At 22.0% G+C, this 22,383-nt stretch carries 29 protein-coding genes; 23 read left to right on the top strand and 6 right to left on the bottom strand.

Translation table 4 applies throughout. The annotated features are described in order from the left end of the window. Window positions 1-55: 55 nt before the first annotated feature. The 4 genes from AAHM79_RS00475 to AAHM79_RS00460 all read right to left on the bottom strand — a co-directional run bounded on the left by AAHM79_RS00475 (window position 56) and on the right by AAHM79_RS00460 (window position 5,013). Window positions 56-3,337, bottom strand: a complete 3,282-nt coding sequence (locus tag AAHM79_RS00475) for a DEAD/DEAH box helicase (RefSeq protein ID WP_342257815.1) — start codon at window positions 3,335-3,337, stop codon at window positions 56-58. Window positions 3,338-3,466: 129 nt separating this feature from the next. Continuing rightward, entirely contained in the window at window positions 3,467-4,279 is an 813-nt protein-coding gene (locus AAHM79_RS00470) for a ParA family protein (protein WP_342257814.1), read from the bottom strand. A 44-nt stretch (window positions 4,280-4,323) separates the two neighbouring features. Next, window positions 4,324-4,524 (bottom strand): hypothetical protein, encoded by a 201-nt coding sequence (locus tag AAHM79_RS00465; RefSeq protein ID WP_342257813.1) that lies wholly within the window; start codon window positions 4,522-4,524, stop codon window positions 4,324-4,326. A gap of 129 nt (window positions 4,525-4,653) precedes the next feature. Beyond that, window positions 4,654-5,013: a hypothetical protein gene (locus tag AAHM79_RS00460; protein WP_342257812.1), complete on the bottom strand. Its 360-nt coding sequence runs from the start codon at window positions 5,011-5,013 to the stop codon at window positions 4,654-4,656. An 80-nt stretch (window positions 5,014-5,093) separates the two neighbouring features. Between AAHM79_RS00460 and AAHM79_RS00455 the strand changes: the two genes are divergently transcribed. From AAHM79_RS00455 to AAHM79_RS00355, 21 genes are all read left to right on the top strand, one after another. After that, entirely contained in the window at window positions 5,094-5,978 is an 885-nt protein-coding gene (locus AAHM79_RS00455) for an IS30 family transposase (protein ID WP_342257811.1), read from the top strand. 670 nt (window positions 5,979-6,648) lie between these two features. Further along, the gene (locus AAHM79_RS00450) at window positions 6,649-6,789 is read left to right on the top strand and encodes a hypothetical protein (RefSeq protein WP_342257810.1); all 141 of its coding nucleotides are present in this window, start codon (window positions 6,649-6,651) and stop codon (window positions 6,787-6,789) included. Window positions 6,790-6,801: 12 nt separating this feature from the next. Then, window positions 6,802-7,320 carry a hypothetical protein gene (locus AAHM79_RS00445; RefSeq protein ID WP_339040131.1) on the top strand — a complete coding sequence of 173 codons (519 nt, stop codon included), beginning with the start codon at window positions 6,802-6,804 and terminating at the stop codon, window positions 7,318-7,320. A gap of 134 nt (window positions 7,321-7,454) precedes the next feature. Next, window positions 7,455-7,628 carry a hypothetical protein gene (locus AAHM79_RS00440; protein ID WP_339040130.1) on the top strand — a complete coding sequence of 58 codons (174 nt, stop codon included), beginning with the start codon at window positions 7,455-7,457 and terminating at the stop codon, window positions 7,626-7,628. Window positions 7,629-7,630: 2 nt separating this feature from the next. Continuing rightward, on the top strand, window positions 7,631-8,056 hold the full coding sequence (locus tag AAHM79_RS00435) for a hypothetical protein (protein ID WP_339040146.1): 426 nt from the start codon (window positions 7,631-7,633) through the stop codon (window positions 8,054-8,056). Window positions 8,057-8,058: 2 nt separating this feature from the next. Further along, the gene (locus AAHM79_RS00430; protein WP_339040127.1) at window positions 8,059-8,352 is read left to right on the top strand and encodes a hypothetical protein; all 294 of its coding nucleotides are present in this window, start codon (window positions 8,059-8,061) and stop codon (window positions 8,350-8,352) included. A 3-nt stretch (window positions 8,353-8,355) separates the two neighbouring features. After that, window positions 8,356-8,517, top strand: a complete 162-nt coding sequence (locus AAHM79_RS00425) for a hypothetical protein (RefSeq protein ID WP_338959435.1) — start codon at window positions 8,356-8,358, stop codon at window positions 8,515-8,517. Next, window positions 8,517-8,720 carry a hypothetical protein gene (locus tag AAHM79_RS00420; protein WP_342257809.1) on the top strand — a complete coding sequence of 68 codons (204 nt, stop codon included), beginning with the start codon at window positions 8,517-8,519 and terminating at the stop codon, window positions 8,718-8,720. Before AAHM79_RS00425 ends, AAHM79_RS00420 begins: the two co-directional genes overlap by 1 nt. Then, entirely contained in the window at window positions 8,713-8,850 is a 138-nt protein-coding gene (locus AAHM79_RS00415; RefSeq protein ID WP_342257808.1) for a hypothetical protein, read from the top strand. Before AAHM79_RS00420 ends, AAHM79_RS00415 begins: the two co-directional genes overlap by 8 nt. Continuing rightward, window positions 8,850-9,095, top strand: a complete 246-nt coding sequence (locus tag AAHM79_RS00410; RefSeq protein WP_338959439.1) for a hypothetical protein — start codon at window positions 8,850-8,852, stop codon at window positions 9,093-9,095. The genes AAHM79_RS00415 and AAHM79_RS00410 overlap by 1 nt, the downstream gene beginning before the upstream one ends. 3 nt (window positions 9,096-9,098) lie before the next feature. Then, window positions 9,099-9,926, top strand: a complete 828-nt coding sequence (locus AAHM79_RS00405; RefSeq protein WP_338959441.1) for a hypothetical protein — start codon at window positions 9,099-9,101, stop codon at window positions 9,924-9,926. 15 nt (window positions 9,927-9,941) lie between these two features. Then, window positions 9,942-10,100: a hypothetical protein gene (locus AAHM79_RS00400; protein WP_338959443.1), complete on the top strand. Its 159-nt coding sequence runs from the start codon at window positions 9,942-9,944 to the stop codon at window positions 10,098-10,100. Between the two features lie 40 nt (window positions 10,101-10,140). After that, window positions 10,141-10,329, top strand: a complete 189-nt coding sequence (locus AAHM79_RS00395) for a hypothetical protein (RefSeq protein ID WP_174481134.1) — start codon at window positions 10,141-10,143, stop codon at window positions 10,327-10,329. 1 nt (window position 10,330) lies between these two features. Then, window positions 10,331-10,516, top strand: a complete 186-nt coding sequence (locus AAHM79_RS00390; protein ID WP_174480219.1) for a hypothetical protein — start codon at window positions 10,331-10,333, stop codon at window positions 10,514-10,516. A gap of 17 nt (window positions 10,517-10,533) precedes the next feature. Beyond that, a complete protein-coding gene (locus AAHM79_RS00385) occupies window positions 10,534-10,908 on the top strand; it encodes a hypothetical protein (RefSeq protein ID WP_339038774.1) in 375 nt (124 codons plus the stop codon). An 18-nt stretch (window positions 10,909-10,926) separates the two neighbouring features. Beyond that, window positions 10,927-12,111 carry a hypothetical protein gene (locus AAHM79_RS00380; RefSeq protein ID WP_342257807.1) on the top strand — a complete coding sequence of 395 codons (1,185 nt, stop codon included), beginning with the start codon at window positions 10,927-10,929 and terminating at the stop codon, window positions 12,109-12,111. Window positions 12,112-12,125: 14 nt separating this feature from the next. Next, entirely contained in the window at window positions 12,126-13,844 is a 1,719-nt protein-coding gene (locus AAHM79_RS00375) for a hypothetical protein (protein ID WP_342257806.1), read from the top strand. A gap of 3 nt (window positions 13,845-13,847) precedes the next feature. Further along, on the top strand, window positions 13,848-15,638 hold the full coding sequence (locus AAHM79_RS00370) for a hypothetical protein (protein ID WP_342257805.1): 1,791 nt from the start codon (window positions 13,848-13,850) through the stop codon (window positions 15,636-15,638). Between the two features lie 564 nt (window positions 15,639-16,202). Next, window positions 16,203-16,325: a hypothetical protein gene (locus tag AAHM79_RS00365; protein ID WP_255495924.1), complete on the top strand. Its 123-nt coding sequence runs from the start codon at window positions 16,203-16,205 to the stop codon at window positions 16,323-16,325. An 18-nt stretch (window positions 16,326-16,343) separates the two neighbouring features. Beyond that, a complete protein-coding gene (locus AAHM79_RS00360; RefSeq protein WP_342257804.1) occupies window positions 16,344-17,591 on the top strand; it encodes a hypothetical protein in 1,248 nt (415 codons plus the stop codon). Beyond that, window positions 17,536-19,563 carry a hypothetical protein gene (locus tag AAHM79_RS00355; RefSeq protein WP_342257803.1) on the top strand — a complete coding sequence of 676 codons (2,028 nt, stop codon included), beginning with the start codon at window positions 17,536-17,538 and terminating at the stop codon, window positions 19,561-19,563. The genes AAHM79_RS00360 and AAHM79_RS00355 overlap by 56 nt, the downstream gene beginning before the upstream one ends. Window positions 19,564-19,642: 79 nt before the next feature. Here the strand turns inward: AAHM79_RS00355 and AAHM79_RS00350 are convergent, their stop codons facing one another. Next, a complete protein-coding gene (locus AAHM79_RS00350) occupies window positions 19,643-19,849 on the bottom strand; it encodes a hypothetical protein (RefSeq protein WP_342257802.1) in 207 nt (68 codons plus the stop codon). A gap of 300 nt (window positions 19,850-20,149) precedes the next feature. Between AAHM79_RS00350 and AAHM79_RS00345 the strand changes: the two genes are divergently transcribed. Then, entirely contained in the window at window positions 20,150-20,350 is a 201-nt protein-coding gene (locus AAHM79_RS00345; RefSeq protein WP_342257801.1) for a hypothetical protein, read from the top strand. 12 nt (window positions 20,351-20,362) lie between these two features. On the opposite strand, the gene AAHM79_RS00340 is transcribed toward AAHM79_RS00345, so the two are convergent. Continuing rightward, the gene (locus AAHM79_RS00340) at window positions 20,363-21,313 is read right to left on the bottom strand and encodes an IS30 family transposase (RefSeq protein ID WP_342257800.1); all 951 of its coding nucleotides are present in this window, start codon (window positions 21,311-21,313) and stop codon (window positions 20,363-20,365) included. Window positions 21,314-21,358: 45 nt separating this feature from the next. On the opposite strand from AAHM79_RS00340, the gene AAHM79_RS09585 reads away from it, so the two are divergent. Continuing rightward, entirely contained in the window at window positions 21,359-22,354 is a 996-nt protein-coding gene (locus AAHM79_RS09585; RefSeq protein WP_425289546.1) for an Mbov_0401 family ICE element transposase-like protein, read from the top strand. The last annotated feature ends 29 nt before the right edge of the window (window positions 22,355-22,383 follow it).

The following is a 22,383-nucleotide window of genomic DNA, read 5'->3' as shown; positions in this document are numbered from 1 at the left end:
AACCCTAGCTGTTGGGCTTTTTTATATAATTTTAAATGTTTCATATTTCTTAAATTTAAATAGGTGTTAATAAATTCATTAATTCCGTTTCTGTTAAATTAGTAATTAATTGTGTATCATTATTACCATCAAATACTGAATTAATAATGTCTAATTTTTGATTTTGAATAGTAATGATTTTTTCTTCAATTGTTCCTTTAGTAATTAATTTTATTACTTGAACAACCTTTTTCTGTCCAATACGATGAGCACGGTCTGTTGCTTGATTTTCAATGGAAGGATTTCATCAAGGATCAAAATGAATAACAACATCTGCTGATGTTAAATTTAAACCAACTCCCCCAGCTTTTAAAGAAATTAAAAAAACACTAATATTACTATTATTATTAAATTCTTCAACCAATAATACTCGTGATTTAGAATCCGTTTTACCATCTAAATATAAATAATTAATTTTTAATTTTTTTAAAATTGGTATTATTTTTTTTAAGATTTTAGTAAATTGAGAAAAAATTAAAATTTTATGTTTAAAAGAAATAAGTTCTTCTAAAATATCATGTAAAATATTAAGTTTAGCACTTTCTTGTTCATAATTGTTATCAATAATGCTTGGATCACAGCAAATTTGTCGCAAGCGCATTAATGCAGTAAGAAATTGAATTTTGTTTTTATAAAAATTTTTATTATTAATAGAATCTTCTAATTCCTTACGTGCTGCCATAGCATAAGCCGCATAGATCTTTTTTTGACGAGAAGTCATTTCAATAATAACTTTATTTTCTATTTTGTTAGGTAATTCAGTAATAACTTCATTTTTTAAACGACGTAAAATAAATGGTTTTGTTTTTTTAATTAATTGTTTTAATAATACTTTATCTTGTTTACGAGTGATAGGTATTTCATATTGTTTTTGAAATTTATGGTGTGAAAGTAATAACCCTGGTAGTACAAAATCAAAAATTGATCATAATTCGGTTAAATTATTTTCAATTGGGGTTCCAGTTAAAGCGAATTTAATTGTAGAATTAATACCTTTTGTTACTTTAGCATTTAATGAAGCAGGATTTTTAATATGTTGAGCTTCATCAATAAAACAATGTGAAAATGATAAACTATCATATTCAATAAAATCACGACGTAATAACGGATATGAAGTAATTAATATTTGGTAATTTTTATAATTTTTCAAAATTTCTTTACGTATTTGTTTAGTTCCATCAACGATAATTTTTTTTAATTGTGGAGCAAACTTTTTAAATTCATTTTTTCAATTATAAATAATCGAAGCAGGAGCGATAATAAGGATTGGCTCCATATGTGAATTTAACTCATATTCTTTAACAATATAACTAATGGTTTGTAAAGTCTTTCCAAGACCCATTTCATCAGCTAAAATACCACCAAAACCAAATAATGCTAATGTTTTTAATCATTTATGTCCTTTAATTTGATAATCACGAAGAACAGCATTTAATGAAGACGAAACAGTAATATCATTATCATTAAAATTTGTAATTTTTGTAATTAACTCAGTAAAGTATAAACTCTTATTAAGAGATACATCTTTAAAATTAGAAAGTTCTTCATTCAAAAAAGGAGCATGATATTTAGGAATTAAAAATTTACCAGTTGCAAAATTTTCTAATGGTATATCAAATTTATCTGATAATTTAACGAAGTTTATTAATGTTTTATTTTTTAAATCAACAATATTGCCATTTTCAAAACGGTGATATTTTTTTTCATTTTTTATTGAAATAAAAATTGATTTAAGTTCATCTTGTGCAATATTTTCTAAACTAAAATTAAATTCTAAAAGTTGTTGATTTTCATTAATACTAATATTTGAATTATTGATTTTTGTTTTTATTAATCGCACATTTTGAAAATTTTCAGTATAGTAAATAATTGATTGCTGTTCTATTACAGGTAAAAGGTTAGATACCAATTTAATAATTGATTCTAAATCATTTAATACCAATTTATCACCATTTTTTTCAAAAGGTAGTGTAGAAAAAAGATATAAATAATTTTTCTCTTTTATGTAATCCCGAAGAACAATTTTATTTGGATTACTACTATTATCATTAATATCAAAAATAATATCATCATATTTGAAAACAGATTTTAAAATAACATATTCTCCATCAAAATCAAAATAACTTTCAATAATTAGTTTAGTATTAATAATATTATTAGTGATTATTGGATCAATAACAATATTATTATTACGTTTTAATAACGGTGAAATTATGTATTGTATAACATCTTGTTTATCATTTTCATCAAATGATATTTGATTTTGAGAATTCATAGTTTGTAAAATTTTACAATTATTTTTTTGATTATTTGCTAAAAATAAAACTTTTTTATTTTCTAAAATACTTTGTAGTTTTGAGGTTAAAAATAAAGGTTTTTCTTTTTGATTACTAATAATTATCTGGTTATTAACTAAATTAATATTTAATTTTGATTCATAGTTTTCTTCAGTAATTAAAATGTCATTATATATTGTTCCTAAATATATTAAGTCTATTGTTTCGCCTTTTATTTTTTTTAAAAGGCGTTCCAATTGAACTGATAATAACCTAAATTTACTATTATTATCCTCAAAATTATAAAAATTAATAATGTTACCATTAGGTAATTTCATATTAAATATTTCAAATTCATCATACAAAAAATTAACAATTTTTTGTAAATTAATAGATAATTTTTGTTCTTGTTTATTTAATGAAAAGCCATATTTTTTTAAAAATGTTTTTTGTTCAAAAATAGTAGGGTTAGTATCAGTAATCAATTTAATAAATTCAAAAATATTTTTAACTTCAAATAATTGATTAATACCAACTTTAAGTTGTAATTTTGCTAATGACATATTTTCAATAGTAATTCTAATATTACATTTTACTATAGGAATCATTGGATTTTCGTTTTGTTTTTCTTGGTTTTGAAAAAAAGAAATTAAATTTTTGTGTTCATTTTCTAAACCTGATCAAATTAAAAATTGATTTGATGATTTATGATAACAATAAATTAACGAAGCAATGATATGTTTACAAGTTGCATTATTAATTTGAAAATACATGCAATCACAATATTTGTTAGTAAAAATAATATCACCATCATAAAAGTCAAAATATAAATTTACTTCGTATTCTTCCTGACTTTGTGAAGATAATACTTTACATTCAATTATTAATGATTGATTTTTTGCAATATTATTTATCTTTTTGTTTATTATTTTAATACTGTTATTTTTATACATAATTAAGCCACGATTAAAAATAGAGTTTGAAACTTGTTCTTTAATAAATTCAAGATTAAATTTTGACATTATGTTTTCCTTTAAATTAATATTTTTTAAATTATCTTTTAACATTTTATTTTTTTAAAAATTTGTAAAATCATGTATAAATTTTGATAACACTTTCCACTACAATACATAATATTGTAGTTTTAATTGCTACTTAACTAACTTATTGAAATGAAGATACATTATTATTTTATATAATTTCTTTAATAAGTTCTTCATATGCTTGTTTTTGACGTCAATAGTATTGACTATCCAAATACTACTTAAATCATTTTCAGTTTTAATAAATGTATCAGAATGCTTAATATTGGTAGTTACTAAATAATTGCTATATTTTTTTTCTTTTAGTCAATCTAATATATTAGATGTATTTTCATTATCCTTTATATTATTAAAAACTAATTTAATTACAGGCATATCTCTTTTATCAATATTAGTAATATAATTCAAAGTATTTTGTAAATCAACTATACCTTTATAACTACCTATACCACTATTTATTGGAATTAATATTAAATCACTAATTAATAAATAATTTAAACTTAATTCATCTACTGTTGGTGGATAATCAATTAACACATAATCATAATTATCAAAAATATTTTTATTAATTTTATATATTAAGTCTCCAATTAAATATTTTTCTTTTTCTTCATATAAATCTTTTATTAAAAAAATTGATTTTCTAACATTTTCACTAGAAGCAATAATATCTATATTTTTATACTTAGATTTTTGAATAATTTTATCAATACTTATATCTTCAACAGAAGCAATTATTTTCGCCATTGTTTTCTTAATGTCTGTATTATCTTGTTGTAATTCTAATGTTATAGTACCTTGACTATCTAAATCAATAACCAAAACTTTTTTATTTTCTAAAGCCAATTTATAAGCAATGTTTTTACAAAGGGTAGTTTTACCAACCCCACCTTTTTTGTTACAAAAACTAATCATTTTCATTTTTTTGTTTCCTTTCCCATAACGTTCTCTAAGAATTTCATTCATTAGAGTTGTATATAGTCACTTTTTTCTTTTGCTTCTTTTCTAAAAGCTTCAACAAGTTCTTTTTCACAATACATATTAGGTATCATATCTGTTGTAATTCTTTTATCTTTCACTTTTGAATTTTCTTTTGAAAAAGCTGCAGTATTTTCTACACGTTCCAATATTTTATTTTTTATACCATTTTTGGTTTCAATTGGCATTCTTTTCACTCCTTTATATATTGATTGTATATTATTTTATATATTTTATTAGTAAAATATATTTTACAATAATAAATATAACTTTATTTTATATTTGTAAAATATGTAAAATTAATAAAATATGATATTTTAATTATTATCAATATTATCTAAAATACTTTGTACTTGTTCATCACTTAAAATTGATTTTTCAATTACTTGATTTACAAAATGTTTTTTAAAATTATTTGCCATTAATTTTGGTTTATTAGCATACTTTTTATATTCTTTTTTAGTTGGTACTTTTTCAAGTTCAGGATTTTGAGCATTAAATTTTTCTAAATCCAAATGTGTATTTAAAATTATTTTGTTATATTTTCTACCTACTTTAATTAATTCATAAGTAAAAATAATATCAGTATTTTCTAAGTCTTTTTTGCTGAATTGCTGAATTATACTTGTAAGTGCAAGTAAATAAAATTGCAAAAAATTCTCATATAAAAATTTCATAATGCTAAATTTAGTTTAGAAAAAAGTAAGGAGTTTTTATATGAGTTATAAACATCTTGGCATAGATGAAAGGATTTATATTGAGAATCAATATAGCTAAAAATCTTAATCGAAGTATTAGTACTATTACTCGAGAAATTAATAGAAATAAAGATAATAATCATGATTTTTCATTAATTGCACAAAATAAAGCTGAAAATCGAAAACAATCACATATTAGTTTTCATAAGTTTAAAAATAAGAATTTAGTAAAATATGTACAACAAAAATTACTATTAGGTTGATCACCTGAACAAATTTATGGCAGAATTAAAAATTTTCATAAAGAGTGAGTTATTAGTTTTAAAACAATTTATACTTGAATTTATTTTGGAATGCTTGATAAAGTTACTAGTAAAAATTTAAGAAGAAAAGGTAAAAAACGAAAATCTAAAGAAAATCGTGGCAAGTTTAATGGTAAATCAATTAAAGAACGAGATATAAATGTTAATGATCGTATAACACTTGGTCATTGAGAAGGAGATACTATAGTATCATCACGAGGTAAAAGCAAATCATGTTTAACAACTTTAGTTGAAAGAGTATCACGATTTACTTTAGCAATATTAGTTAAAAACAGAACTACTAAAGTTATTAATAAAAATGTCAGTTATTATTTATCAATTCTTCCTAAAAACATTGTTAAAACTATTACTTTTGATCGTGGCAAAGAATCTTCAAATTGACAACAACTTGAAAAAAATTTAGATGTAAAAATTTATTTTGACAATCCATATTCACCTTGACAAAGAGGTACTAATGAAAATACTAATGGTTTAATGAGAGAAAAATTTCCTAAAAAATTTATTTTTTCAAAAACTAATAAAAATGAAGTTCATAAATTTATATTGTCTTTAAATCAAAGACCGAGAAAAATACTAAATTATCTTTCACCAATCGAATATTTGGATAGAAAAATAATTTAGTTGCACTTACCTTTACAATTTAGCAAGTTACTAATATGATAATAAATTATTTCGTAACTTATTTCCAAAAATGAATTATTTGAAAAATAATGAAAATTAGACAAAATTACTCTCTTTTCTTAAAACATTAAATTTATATTTTATATTCGACGTATTTAAAAAAAATAAAATATACATTTTGTAAGTTAAATTAAAATTATCAACAAGGAAAAAGACAAGAAATAATCTTGTCTTTTTTTGTAATTGTAAAATTTTAAAATTTTTAATAACAATCTTTAGCACTATTATCAACACGTGTTGGGGAACTAAAAAAGTGAACTACAACACAGTTGTTAAAAATAGTAGCTAGCATGTGGACTTGCATGGATAAATAAAAAGTGGAGTGATACCTAATAAAATATACTAACCATTAATGGTAATTCTTGGGGTGGGAGCGAATTGGAAACTAGTATATATAGACCTGTTGTAGGGACCCATTGTATTAATTCTATTCTTTATTTAACCAACCTTGCCACTCCCCAGTGAGCAAGTGTTGGTTTTATTTTTTATTTTTTTTGAAAAATTTTTTTGGGCGAGAAAATAAATTTAAAACTTGTAAAAAAAATTGAGCGGTGCCGGTTCAATTAAAATATTAATTTGTTTAACGCAAATTAAATAAATATTGAATCGAATGCCTCGATTTCTTTTTAAAATTTCACAATTTATTTTTGAGCCCAGTTTTCATGGAATTAATAAAACGAATAGTAGTATTATTAATAATCTAAAAATCAAAATATATGTTCTTTATGCTAGAAGCAACAGAACATATTAGGAAAGGATTATTATGCAAATAGAATTTAAAAAAGAACAAATTGTTAAAGATAAACCACAATCTATTCTTATTGATTATGGTGAATATAAATTACAATGTCCAAAATGAATGGTTAAAAATAATAGTTTTATTGCTGATGATAAATATACATATTGAGTTTTTAATTTAGAAAATATTAAAAGAGAATTAAGTGGTAATGAATTAATAAAATTATTAGAACCATATATTAAAGACCAAAAAATAACTGTTAATAAACCAACTGCTCCAAAAGAATATTATCTTAATGATATAAAACTTGAACCATTAAAATTTTATGAACAGCATAATAGTTGATTTATCGGTGAAATAACAGATAACAAAACTAAAATTACTAATCCTTGTTTTAAATATAACATTACGTGAGAAGAAAACAGAAAAGGTTTTAAAATAAATAATCCATATAAACATGATGATTTACCAATTAATTATTTAGTTACTTCTTATAAGGAAATTTCAACTCATAATGAAAAAGTATTTTTGTTGAACATGTAAACAACATAAATTAGATTATTTATTCTTTAATACTAATGATATAAAAACAAGAAAATATTTTTTAAGAGATAAAAATAGTAAAGCAATTTGTTATGACTGTATTTTAAATATTAGGTTAAGTAGGAGGTATAAATATGAATAAAGAAAAACCATTTTCTTATAAAGACCAAGAAATTATTAATGAATATAAAGAAAAATTAATTACATATTTAGAAAATAAAATTAAAAATGATGGATATAGAAGTGCAAATAATGATTCAATATATTATTCATTAATTCAAAAAATAAATAATGGTGAGTTTGATTAATAATGCAATATGACTTAATTATTGGAATTGACCCCGCTGGAATTGGTAATAATGGAATTGTTATATATTCACATGAAACTAATAATATTACTTTTAATGAAACATTCAAAACTAAAACAGTTTTAGAAAGTAAAAATATATATAAAGAATATTTTAAATTAATTAAAAAACAATTTATTAATCAAAAAATATTAGTTATTGTAGAAAATTTCTTTTTAAGCTCAAAACAATTATTAACTAATCCATTAGCAACACCTAAGATTATTGGTGCATTAATGGTATTAGTACAAGATGTTATGAATTGAGATTATTTAGAAAGTGAACCAAAAAATAAAACTAAAATAGAAAATTATAAAGGAAATATAAAATTAACAAAACATGAACAAGATGCATATAAGCATATTCAATATTATTTAAGGAAATTATAAACATGAAAGATAAAGCAAATTATGTCAAATTAACAGTAAAACTGAGTAACACTATTGAAGCAAAATATTACGAAAAAGGTAATAAAGAATTATATTATAGTGTTCGTGGACAATGAAATGGTTTAAACTATGTTACTTTAATTTTTAACAACCCAAAATTTTATAGACGATGTATTTTATTAAACAAAAATGATGAAATTTTAGTAACTGGTGAAATCTTTAATAATTGAAATATGAATATAAATCGTGCATTTTGTTCAATTAATGTTAAATGATTTAAAAAATGAAAAGAGTAAAAAATGATATTATGAAAAATTTTATTAATAGTACCAATATTAATAACAATTATAACATTAATAATATTTTTAATATTTATTATTAAAGAATTAAAAAATGAATATAAAGTATTGAAAATATTAAGTGAAATTTCTAATCAAATTGAAAATAAGGATAATAAATAATGAATAATCATGAAAATTGTATTAATAAAGAAAAAATAATTAAGATTATTGAAGACCGTATAATATGACTTAAAAATGAAAGAACTAATGTTAAATCTTTTAAACAAATAGAATTTTATATATGAGAAGAAATATGTTTAAAAGATTTTTTAATTAAAATAAAAAACAAAAATATTGAAATTGGTGAATTTGATAATGAATAAAGAAAAATTAATTAAATATATGAAAGATATAATTAAATGAACTAAAAAAATTAATTATACAAACTCTCATTTTGACAAAAATATTTTAAATTTATTAATTGAAAAAATAGAAAAAGGTGAATTTGACTAATGATTATCTTACCTACTTTGTTTGAAAATAAAGATGAAATTGAAATATTATCACCATTTCCAAAAGAAATTCATACAAGTAATGATATTAGAGCAATTATTTTAAGACAATACCCAAATGTTAAATCAAAACACATAATTGTTTCTGACCCCGAAAGTAATGTTGCATTAATAGTTGGTGATAATGATGTTTATCAAGGTTGAATTAAAGTAACAGTTAAAAAATTAGAAATTAAAGGAGAATAGAAAATGCCAAGTATAGAAAATCAATCAAATTATACTTTAACTAAATTAATTAGAACTGGAATAAGTCCAATTTGTGCAATGATTGGTACAAGTGCTTATTATGGTCAAGTAATAGATAATCCATTATTAGGTTCAATTAATAGTTTATTATTTGGTAAAAAATTAGGTTTAGATATTTGAAATTTAAATCAAAGACCAAATACAAAAACTAAATTAATTAATAGTAGTAAAAAAATACTATTAGGTTTAGGAATAATTGGTTTAGCAAATTATAGTAAATGAACTGAAAATAATATTAATCCTATTATTCCAACAACACCAACTCCAATAACTACTACAACTACAACTGAGGGTCCTCCATGATTATTATTAAATAAGCAAGAAAATCAGTCATTAATGGATTGAGATACTTATATTTCATTAAATGCTTATGGTATATCAAATCTTATTAATGGATTAACGGAGTTAGTACCTAATAAATTTGAAACAATAAGAAAGATTTGTAATATGGCTACTGGTGGATGTTTAATATCAAGTGGTGTTGCTATGGGTATTAATAATGATTTTAATAATGCTTATGCAGTACCTACCATAATTGCTGGTGCAAGTGAAATTATCCATAATTTAATACCTATGGAAACTACAAATCATAATGAAGAAATGCAAGAAACATCATTTAATGATGAAACTGCAAGATTAATTAATGACAATAGATTTACTATTAATAGTGAAACTGCAAGTCAATATTATGGTAGTGATAATATGAGCGAAGTACCATTAAATAATGATAATGCTTCATTAAATTGAGATTACAATCACATGAGTTTATAAGGGAGGTGAAAAGCAATGAATAAAGAAAAAATTATTGAATATTATAATAATGAAATTCAGACATATAAAGAAAGATTGGAACAATTAAATAAAGAAATATCTGTATTAGTAAAAATTATAAGTAATTCACAGTCAATGATTGAAAGAATTAATGGTGGTCAATTTGATGAATAATTAAAAATTAAAAATAAATAGTTGAAAGGAAAATATTGAAATGAAAGAATTTTTACATGAATTAATAATTATTGGAACAAGTGTTGGAACATTAATTTGCAGAGAAATTATTGTTTTATTAAAAAGATTTATCACAACTCCAAAACATGTTAGAGCAAATAACAAAATTATAAAACATCAAAAAAAATTAGCAAAATTAAATGAAAAAATTAATAAAGGAGAAAAATAATATGACAAAAATTGAATTTAATGAAAAATATAGAAAACAAGATATCAGTATTGATAGAGATTTTGATTTACATATTGATAATTGTTTTAAATTTTCTGATATCAATACATTAGAAAATGCTGTTAATGATTATAAAAAACTAATAAGTGAAATGCCACAATTAGTTAAAGATTGATTACTGGGATAAGATTAGGAGAATGTTAAATGTTAGAAAATGAAGATAATGTTCAACAAACAACTGAACCTTTAACTGAAAATAATGCTCAACAAGAAATAGAAAATAAAGTTAATGAAGCAGAAAATAAGTTAAATAAACTTAATCAAGAAATTAAAGAAAAAGAAATGATTAATATATTTAAAAAATATCAAGTTAAAACTGAATTTTATGATTATTTAAAATTTAAAACTAATAATTTAGAAAATTCAAAAATTGAAGAAACTATTAAAAAAATGATTAAAGAACAACCAGTATTTAAAGAAACAATTAATACAGGTGGCAATAAACAAATAATTATTAATAATAAACCAAATGATAAAGAAAATTTTTTAATTAATTATAAAAAGAAAAATTATTTATAAACGAAAGGAAGAAATAAAATGTCAGTACCATTTAATCAAAATTTAGACAATACAGAGAGATTAGTAGAAGCACCAGAATTTATAGAGTTTTTTAAAATTTCAAATAGTCCATGGGCAAACTTTTTCCCTACTGAAATTGTTGACTCAGTAAATATTGAGTTTATTGTTAAAAAACCAAAAAAACCAGAAGTTAAAATTATTGCTTGAGATGATAAAAGTAAAAGATATGAATTACCATATGTTGATAAAGATAAAATTAGTAAAAAAATAACTAAAAAATATCTTGCAGGAGAAATTATTGCAGATGTAGATTTAAAAGCAAATAATGGTCAAAATTTATTAGATAGTATGCAATATGAAGTTGCAAATGATTTAGCAGATAAATTGGCAATTGATGATACACAAGCAATTGCAAAATTTGCTACTAAAATCGATATTGAAGATACAACACCAGTAGGCTATTTAAAATCAATGTTATCTGCTTGAAATACTTTGTTTCAATTTAGAAATATTGCAAATAGTAAATTTTTTATTACTAATGGTCTTTATGATAGTTTAGTTTATTTAGCAGATAATAAAGGTTTAATTACCGATAATCAGTTGGCACAACAATTACGTTTAAATGGAAATAATTTATATGTAAAAGGTGTATTATGTGAAATCGTTCTTGATGACTATATGATTTTTACTAATGATAAAAATGAACAACAATTAATGACCTTTATTTTAGCAACACCAAGAGCAATGAAAAGATACATGATAGAAAATACAGTTATTTATGTAGATTTTATTAAAGATGATAAAGCAGGAAGAGCATATAAAGTTGCTGGTGAAGTTGTTGGAGAAGCAATACCATATATTTCTAATAATGAAACAACATCAAGATGAATGTTATGTGGAGTTATTAAAACAGAAAAAACTGATTTAAAAACTAAAATTACAAGTTTAACAATTGATATGACTGCAAATGTTAATAACAATAATAGTGAATTAAATACACAAATAAAAAGTACTAATGAACTTAAATCATTAAATCCAAATTTAACAAATCCAACTATTAAATATTTTAGTGATGCACAAGGAAAAACTAATGTAAGTAATCAAAAACAAAAAGCCGGTGACTTATATATAACTATTACTGCAAATGTTAATGACTTAAATTATAAAGGAACAACAAATCAAATTAAAATAACTCTTAAATAAAGGAAATTAATACCATGCCAATCGGTACAACTAATACAGCAATACTTTTAAACATAAATAAACCCAAACATACTAGAATAAGTAAACAACAAGAAAATAAAAGTTTTTGATGAGAAATTTTAGAAATGATTGGTGTACAAGTAATAGCAGTAGCACTTGCTCCTTTTACTGGTGGATTAAGTGAAAGCGTAGCCCTTGGATTAGGTGCAAGTGATTTAGTTGCTAGTATTAGTGCTGTTGGTGTAGAATTTTTAACTGATTTTACTATTAATCAAGTTTATGATTATTTAAAAGGAAATGTAACAAAATTAAATACTTTCTTTAATATACTACCTGCATTTGCTGGACTGAATAAAATTAGTCGTGGTTATCGTACAACTAAATTTATTAAATTAGCACAAGAAACTAAAACATTAGAACAAGTTGGTATTAAAGAAGTAAAAAACTTACAAGAAATTATTAGTCAAGTAGGTGGAAAAGAAATTTTAACAGATAAAATTATTGGTAATAAACGTTATTTAATGAATTATAGTTTTACTCCTAATCGTGAAACAGTATTACGAGATTTAGGTTATGTTGCTGAAAGACAATATAAAAATAATTTTCAAAAATTAGAAGCACAGGAGTGAAAAGATTACTTATTATTACAAAATACATTAATAAAATTAAGTCCACAATTAACTCCTAAATTTAAAATCAAAGATATTGAAAAAGCAAATAATTTTTTAAAAAAATATAATACTGATTTAAAAAAAGTATTATCTATGAACCAACATGATTGATTAAATTTAGTTCATACAATACACACAGAAAATAGATATGGAAAAACTTTAATTTTGGATTTACAAAAAATTCGTGCTAATGCTATTAAATTTGATTTTAAAAATAATGTTATTCATCAACTTGTTTTAAAAGCAAATCAAAGTTTTAAATATTTTGATATTAGATTTTATTTAAAAAAAGGTTTAAATAAATTTTGAAAAGATACACCATATTTTGAAAAAATAAGAGAAAGTATATATAAATTACAAGAAAAATTTGAAAAGTTAGAAAAACAAGCATTTGAAAAAATTAATAAATTAAAACAAAAAGCAACTGATTTATTTACTAGTGCAGAAAAAAGAGCAATTAAACATGCACAATTAATTCCATTAAATTCACCAGTATTTATGGGTTGTCAAATTCAACCTTTATCATTAGATAAATGTGCAATTACTATTTATCATCGCAATCCTAAATATAAACCAATTACAGTTGTTGATAGTATTCTTAAAGCAAAAACTTTTGTTACTCAAATACATCCATTTCATTGATATCGTTGATATAGTGGTTGATACATGGGTTATGGTATTAATCGTAATAAATGATTAAAAGCAATAGCATTTGCTCCACCAGTGGTGCAACAAATAATTAGAGATAGTTTTAAAGTATATAGAGAAATATTTAGAATAATAAGAACTTATCATAAAGTAGTAAATGTCATTAATAATCCTATTGAAAATATTAACAAATCATTTGAAAATGTTGGTTTAAAATTTTCAGTAAATACTTTATTTGGTACTGGATTATTACATCATTTAGAAAGGTTTGCATATAGTCAAGTTGTAGCAAAAAGTAAGAAAAAATTAAAAAAAGGCAAAAATAAAATACAAAAAGAAATTGAACATATAACACATAAAAAAACAAAAAAACATACTCATCATTATAAACAAGCATTTTTTAAGGAATGATAAATTATGATTAATAAACTTGGAACTGATGTCAGTCTTGAAAATTATAATAACTGATATCCATTAACTGGAAAAATTACAAAAACACCACAGCAATATATACAAACATGACCTAATGTTAATGATTGATTTAAAACTTTTGCTATTCGTGCTCAAAATGATATTAATGCTTATCTTGATTTTATTTTATCTAAATTTCCTTTTGATAGTTTTAAAGATGAGTTAATTAAAGAAACATTAAGAGATATGGTTTATGTAATGGTTGAACATTGAGTATTTAATCGTACACCAATTGAATTTAATGTTGATGCTACTATTCAATTTAATAATGGTAGTCAATTTAGTGCAAATAGTACTCCTACAATTAATGTTTGAGATTTAGCACCTAGTAGAATGAAAATATGAGCAAGATTAACAGAATTAAAACAAATATTTTCAAGTTATAATGATGATGAAATAGATGTTGAAAAAATTGACTTAAAAGCATTTTATACTAGAAATCAAGTTGATGAATTAATTGAACAACAAAAAGAATTTACATTATCAAAACAAATTAAATTATATGATGATTTAGTTGATGATAATGAAAATGAAATATACAGATGTCCTGTTAGTAAATTTGTTAATAAAGGTTATGTTGCAACAGATTATGATAAAGAAACTGAAACAATGATTTTAGATTGACCTGATGAAATTGGAACATTACCACCCGAAGCATTACAAAATAATCCACAAATTGGTGATTATACACATGCACCAACTTGTGATTTTTCTGCTAAACAACAAAAACGAATTACTACAAATGAAAATGAAATTACCAAATTAAATAATGAATTAATTAAAGCAAATGAAAATATTAATGATGTTAAAAATAATTGATTTAATATTGAAACTAGTCCCTTATGAAAAAAAGTTGAAAATAATAATATAGAAACATTTAAATGATATTTTATTAAAATCAGTTATCAATATTCAACAGAAAATAACTTTATGAAATTTTATAAAGTAATTAAAATTTATTTAAATAATATTTTTCATGAATTTGAATTGTTAAATGTTGATTCCATGACTTATAAAGAACAAATACAAAATAAAAATATTTTAAATATTGGAACTATTTACTATAACAATAGAAATAAAACATTTAGTGGTGGCGGTAATTCTTATCCTGAACGTGGAAAAATTAATTTAATTGGTGATATACAAGAAATATATCAATATATAGGAAAAGGTGCACCAACTGAATTTATAGCAGAAGAAAATACTGAACGTGATTATTATACAAAACTAGAAACTAATAATTTATTAGATAAAAAACAAGATAAATTAATTGCTGGTACTAATATAACTATTGATGAAAATAATAAAATTAGTGCTACTGGTGGTAAAGTAGATTTATCTGATTATTATAAAAAAGAAGAAGTAGATAAAAAATTAGAAGATACAAAAGCACAATTTCCGATTGCATTTCAAATAAATGCTCTAAGTCAAGAAATTCCTAATTTAAAAACTACTGATAAAACTATTGCTGGGGCTATTAATGAAAATAAAACTAATATTGATAAAAAGAAAGATAAAGAAAATTGAGTTGTAATAGGAAATAGAGTTGATAATAGAACATGAAGTAATTTTGATATTAATCTTGGTAAAACATATCGTGTATTTATAACATGAGAAAGACTTGCACCATTACAAAATGGTTATCCATTAATGTTATTGTTTAAATCAGCACAAGCAGTTGGAACTGTACGTGAACTCTTATTATTGGTAAAATTGATAATAAAGAAGCTTCTTTAATTCTTAATGCTGATTATACTAAGGTTAATAAATGAAGTTTATTTATTAAATGTGAAATTGATGGTGGTGCTATATTTAATTTTGAGGAATTAAAAGAAAATACTTATCAAATTACTAGTGATACATTAGATATTACTTCACCAAGTTTAATTAATATAGATAAACCAATTAAAATTAATTCAAAAAGTTTAGAAACAAATGAAATAGAAGAAAATAATTGAGATATTGAATTAAAAAATAATCCAACACCAAGTCCAAATATTCCACAATGAAAAGAAGTTGGAACAAAAGAAGATAATAAAACTATTAAGCATAATTTTATTAAAAATAAAAGATATCGTATTTATTATAATTTTACTCCTACAAATGATAATACAAAATCTTCTTGAATATGTACAGAATTTATATATGTTAATACAACACAATATTTAAATTGTATGATTACACAAGATTATATTTATATTTGATTACAATTAAATATATATAGTATATTTTTAACTACTGCACCATATCCACATTTATATGGAAAAATTTTAAAATTAGAAGAATTACAGGAATAATATTATGTTTTTTAAAATTATAAAAATTATTTTAGGTTTAATAGGAGTAATTCTATCATCTGCAACTGCTGGTTTAATTATATTTATTATTGTAAAAATCATATTAAAAATTAATCAAATATTTTAAAGAAAGGTGGTGAATATTATGTTAAGTTTATTTAAAAGAAAAGATAAAAGCAATATTAATGATAATCAAAGTGAAAAATTAAAATTTTTAACTAATAAAAATAAAAGTACACATGATTCTATTTTAAATTATTTTGGTTTTAATGATTTTAACCATGAAACTTATTTTACTGATTTTGTAGCAGAAAATAATGCTAATTTATATAATGATCCATTAGAAATTAATAATGAAACCATTAAACAATATTTAATTCAACAAGAATTTTATAGAAAAAATTGAAATTCTATTTTTAAATTAAGTAAATTAGGAATTAGTGGTTATTTAATTTATATTGCAAATGATAATTTATATTTTCAAGTAGTTGACATACAACAAAGAGTTTATGATATTACTGGTAAATTAATTCAATGTACTATTTTTTATGATAATTATGAACAAAATGCACAAACTGTAAGATTATTTGAAGTTTATACATTAAACAATGAACAAGTAACAATTAATCGTGCAATTTATAGTATTAATGATACTAAAAAACAAAATAAATTAGATTTTAAATCATACATTAATAATCCCAATTTAGTACAAGAACAAATACTAAATATTAATTATATACCAATAGCAATTATGAGAAATAAAGCAAATGAACAAGCAGATTGTGAAAAAGTAATGGATAAAATTAAAGCACTAGATGTTATTTATGAACAAATTGTTTTAGATACTATTTTAAACTCACCTAAATTTATATTTAGTCAAACTTATGGTAATGTTCAATCAGCATTAGAAGAAGCAGTAAGAACTTTGGTTACTAAAAACTACATATTTAAAAGTGGTGGATATAATAATGAACAAAACGAAAATATCAATATGACAAATAGTAATTTTAAAGGTAAAAATTTAACTGATATATATGATTGAAATGTTAATGAAATATTTAAACGTTGTGGTATTCATATACCAAGTCAAAAGAAATCAGCACAACAATCAGTTCCAGAAAGTACAGCAGTTAATATTTCAACCATTAATTATATTGAACAAAAATTATGACAATTTAATATTGATATTCTTAAATTTATTCAAATATTAGTACGTATGGATAAAGATTTATTAAATAGTAAAACATTTAACATTAATGATGAACAAAAAATTAATAATTTAACAGTTAAATTAAAATTATTTAACCCCGAAAATAACCAATTAATAGGAGATAACAATGGAAAACAACAACAAACCACAAACGAAGTTTCCTCAGAAACAGAAACAAACTAAACTTAATCAAGCAGAAATAGAAAATGATTATTTAATTGATAATATCCCTTATGACTTTACTAATATGATGCGTGCTACTAGTGACCCAGACATTAATAGAGCATATGATGAATTTAAAAAAAGAACAATTTATATTTATGAAATTGAACGTTTATTTAAAAACAATGAAAATAATAGTTTAAGATTTTCAGCAAACACTATTAAAATAGGTTTTATTGATATTGATAAAGTATTAAAAACTATTGCAGTTAAAACATCTGATTTTACTATGCAATTAAATCAAAGAGCAAGTACTAACATTAATGATAATACAATTGAATATAGTATGACTGATATTAAAAATTTAATTTTTCAAGAAATAAATTTATTAAATCAATTTAAATTATATGCAGTATCTATTAATGAACCATTAACTGAAAATAACATTGATAATTTATATATTATTAATAATTATTCACAACCTTATCAAAATCCAAAAACTAGAAGCACTAAAAGTATAACTATTATTAAAATTAAAGATTTTAAAACAAGAGATGGTTATCCAATCATTATTAAATTACAAAAACCACTAGATAAAGACACCAAAGTTATTGGTTTAAAAATTAAAGCACCTAGAAGCATGATTTTTGGCAATATAAAGGTACTTGGTGAAGTCGACAATATGGAGGTATACCCAAAGTTATTTGTCAAAGATAAGATAGCATTTCCGCTATTATCAATGCCTATTGAAACTCAACCAAAAGTTAGAATATTACAACAATGATTTAGTGAACAAATATTACCTTGAAATTTAGCAAAACAATTTATAGGACAAGAAAAATCAGTTTTAGATTTAATTGCTATTGGTGGTGGTAGAGAAACAAGAAAAGAAATTATTAATAATGCAAGAGTAACTAATGATAAAATTGGTTATGATGTTTCTAAAAATTCAAAAGTATGACCATTATCTGATGAACTAGAATTAAAAGATAAAAAATTAGAGTCATGATTTTTAGCAGGTAACTATAATTTATTTATTTCTACAACAAATAAATTTCATGATGTTGAATTAGAAATAAATGATAAAGCACCAATTGATAGTTTACAAAAAGTATTATTAGATATGTTAACTTATACATATACTTATAATAGAAACTTTGATGGTGCATTATTGGACTCAACTAAATCTCCAAATGATTTAGATATAATGCGAGCAAAATTTGAAGGTCAAAAACCAGAAGATGTTATAACTAATTTATTTAAACAATGAAAATTAGATTATCCAAATTATATAAGTTTAGAACAAATAAAAATATTTAAACAAATAGTGATTATGTTATCTAGTAATATTTATTCAACAATGTCTATAAATAAAGGAATGAATGATGATTATAAACTTTTATTACCTTACTACTTCGAATTAAAATCAAATCCTATACATTCTACACCTGAAAAAGTTTGAGAATTTAAAGATGCAAAAGTATTATTAAAATCTGAATATTTTGATTTTACAGATGTGAATAACATTAAATTAAAAAACAATGACATTAGTCAAAATGAATTATTCAAATTAGATGATAACCAATTTAATTGATTATCCATAACTAATGAACTAGAAAGCAATAATATTCCTTCATTAATTCCTGCTGATTGAACATTAGGTAATGGAGAATATGGTAAATATTTTACAAGATTAATTATTGATAAAGTTAAAATTGAAAATGCTTTAAATTTATATGGTTCAAATAAATCACAATTATTTTCAAAACTAGAATTTTATAAAGAAATATTACAAATTGACAATGACAGTAAATTTGAATTGCAAATCAAAAATACGATTAATAATTTAAATCGGATTGAAATTAGTGGAATGTTTGGTGCTGGTAATTATGATTTAATTTTAGTAACAGATAAACAAGAAATAAATTTAAAAAATATTAATTTATTTGATAAATATAATGAAAATATTTCTTATATAAATTTAGAAGTTTAATTATCAAAATATCCATCAGGATAGATTCCGTTTCATTTTATATCTTTATCTTTATTAGGTTTAATTGCAAAATATAAATCTATTTTATAATGGTCTCCTCTTTGACTTCCTCAAATAGAAGCCCCCCCCAGTGCGCATTATAATGATGGTCTAAAAAATAAGTTAAATCATTAGTTTTATTATGTGCTATTGAACTAATTATTAAACCAGTTACTCCACTTACAGCACCAGTTAGTGCTAATGCTAATGTTATTTTACTTAAATTTGTTTTTATTCATGTTTTCATCTTAAATTACTCCTTTTTTCCTTGATTTTACTTCTAAATTGTACTATTTTATATTATTTTTACAAGTATGCTTTTAAATGCAAAATAATGCCTAAATTAAAGGTGTTTATTTTGTGATACCTATACTATTAATTATATTGAAATTGTTTGTTATATTTTAAATATGAAAGTGGTTTTTTAAATAATTTTTATTTTATTTAAAATTACACTTATATATTTATATAATAATTAAGTAAATTAATTTTTTAAATATATTTACAATAAATTTAGATTTTTTTAAAATAGTTAGGAGAAGTAAATGTGAATTTTAATTATAAATTAAATTTTAGAGAACAAAGTGCAAAAATTGATAAATTAGTTTTAGAACATATAACAAAAAAATGAGAAAAATGAGATTGAAGAATAAAAAATACAAGAGATAAAAAGAAATATAAAATTGTTGATTATCAATATCGAACAAGAAAAATAATGTATGGATTAGTAACTTATGCTAAATTGTAAAGGTAAGTGCAACTAAATTATTTTTCTATCCAAATATTCGATTGGTGAAAGATAATTTAATATTTTTCTCGGTCTTTGATTTAAAGACAATATAAATTTATGAACTTCATTTTTATTAGTTTTTGAAAAAATAAATTTTTTAGGAAATTTTTCTCTAATTAAACCATTAGTATTTTCATTAGTACCTCTTTGTCAAGGTGAATATGGATTGGCAAAATAAATTTTTACATCTAAATTTTTTTCAAGTTGTTGTCAATTTGAAAATTCTTTGCCACGATCAAAAGTAATAGTTTTAACAATGTTTTTAGGAAGAATTGATAAATAATAACTGACATTTTTATTAATAACTTTAGTAGTTCTGTTTTTAACTAATATTGCTAAAGTAAATCGTGATACTCTTTCAACTAAAGTTATTAAACATGATTTGCTTTTACCTCGTGATGATACTATAGTATCTCCTTCTCAATGACCAAGTGTTATACGATCATTAACATTTATATCTCGTTCTTTAATTGATTTACCATTAAACTTGCCACGATTTTCTTTAGATTTTCGTTTTTTACCTTTTCTTCTTAAATTTTTACTAGTAACTTTATCAAGCATTCCAAAATAAATTCAAGTATAAATTGTTTTAAAACTAATAACTCACTCTTTATGAAAATTTTTAATTCTGCCATAAATTTGTTCAGGTGATCAACCTAATAGTAATTTTTGTTGTACATATTTTACTAAATTCTTATTTTTAAACTTATGAAAACTAATATGTGATTGTTTTCGATTTTCAGCTTTATTTTGTGCAATTAATGAAAAATAATGATTATTATCTTTATTTCTATTAATTTCTCTAATAATAGTACTACTACTTCGATTAAGATTTTTAGCTATTTCACTAATTTTAAATTTAAATTTCAATTGATTCTCAATATAAATCCTTTCATCTATGCCAAGATGTTTATAACTCATATAAAAACTCCTTACTTTTTTCTAAACTAAATTTAGCATTATGAAATTTTTATATGAGAATTTTTTGCAATTTTATTTACTTGCACTTACAAGTATAATTCAGCTTATAAAAGAAGAATTTATGAATATTTTGATGAAAAATTACAAAAATGAGTTCGTGTTTGTTTAGTTGATGAATGACTAGAATTACCTAAATATAAAAGAATTGGTGAAGATGTTGAACAAACTATTATTGAATATTTTGCTGATGGAAAAAGATATCATGATATTTGTGCTATTTGTAAAAAAGCAGGTATTAGTGTTAGTACTGTTCATAGAGTTTTTAAAAATTTAGAAGTAATTGAAGCAAATCCAGTAAAAGTAAAATTAGAAAAAAATCAACCTATTTTTGTAGCAATTGATGATGGACATCGAAAGTTTTGAGATTTTAAACGTAAAGGTATAAAACACTCTATGAGATTAATAACAACATATACAGATAATATTAATCATAAAGTACAAAATAAAAGAGTAAAAGCAATGATTAGACCAACAAGAACAGCAATTGGAGTTAAAAAAACTGCTGAATTTGTTAAAGAACATTGTCAAAAATTTTATGAAAATGTTGAACAAGCAAAAATAATTATTTGTGGAGATAGTGCTGGATGAATTAAAGATGTAGCAGATTATCTTGGTGCTGAGTTTGTTTTAGATAAATTCCATTTAATTAGAACATTATATCTTGGTATAATGGCGGGAAATAAAGGAAAATATTGAAGTGAATATAATAATTGTAAAGATTTCATTAATAATGGTCAATATGAACAATTAATTGATTATTTATATAAAGAATTAGATAATCATAAAAAGTTAAAAAAACAATATTTTAAAAATAATAAAAAAGGTATTGTTAATCAAGGTGCAAAATGAAATATTGGTTGTTTTACTGAAACAAATATTTGACATGTTTTAAAAGAAATGATTGTTAATAGAACATATAGTATTTTTATTTATATAAAAATGGTTATTTTTAAATGTAATCAAATAAATTTAAAAACATAATTTTACTTATTTTAAAATAAAAAATTAAA

This window comes from Spiroplasma endosymbiont of Nomada ruficornis (assembly GCF_964030795.1).
In the GTDB taxonomy this organism is placed as follows: Bacteria; Bacillota_I; Bacilli_A; order Mycoplasmatales; family VBWQ01; genus Spiroplasma_E; species Spiroplasma_E ixodetis_A.
Note: the sequence above shows the minus strand (reverse complement) of the source record. Positions and strands in the feature narration are given on the sequence as shown.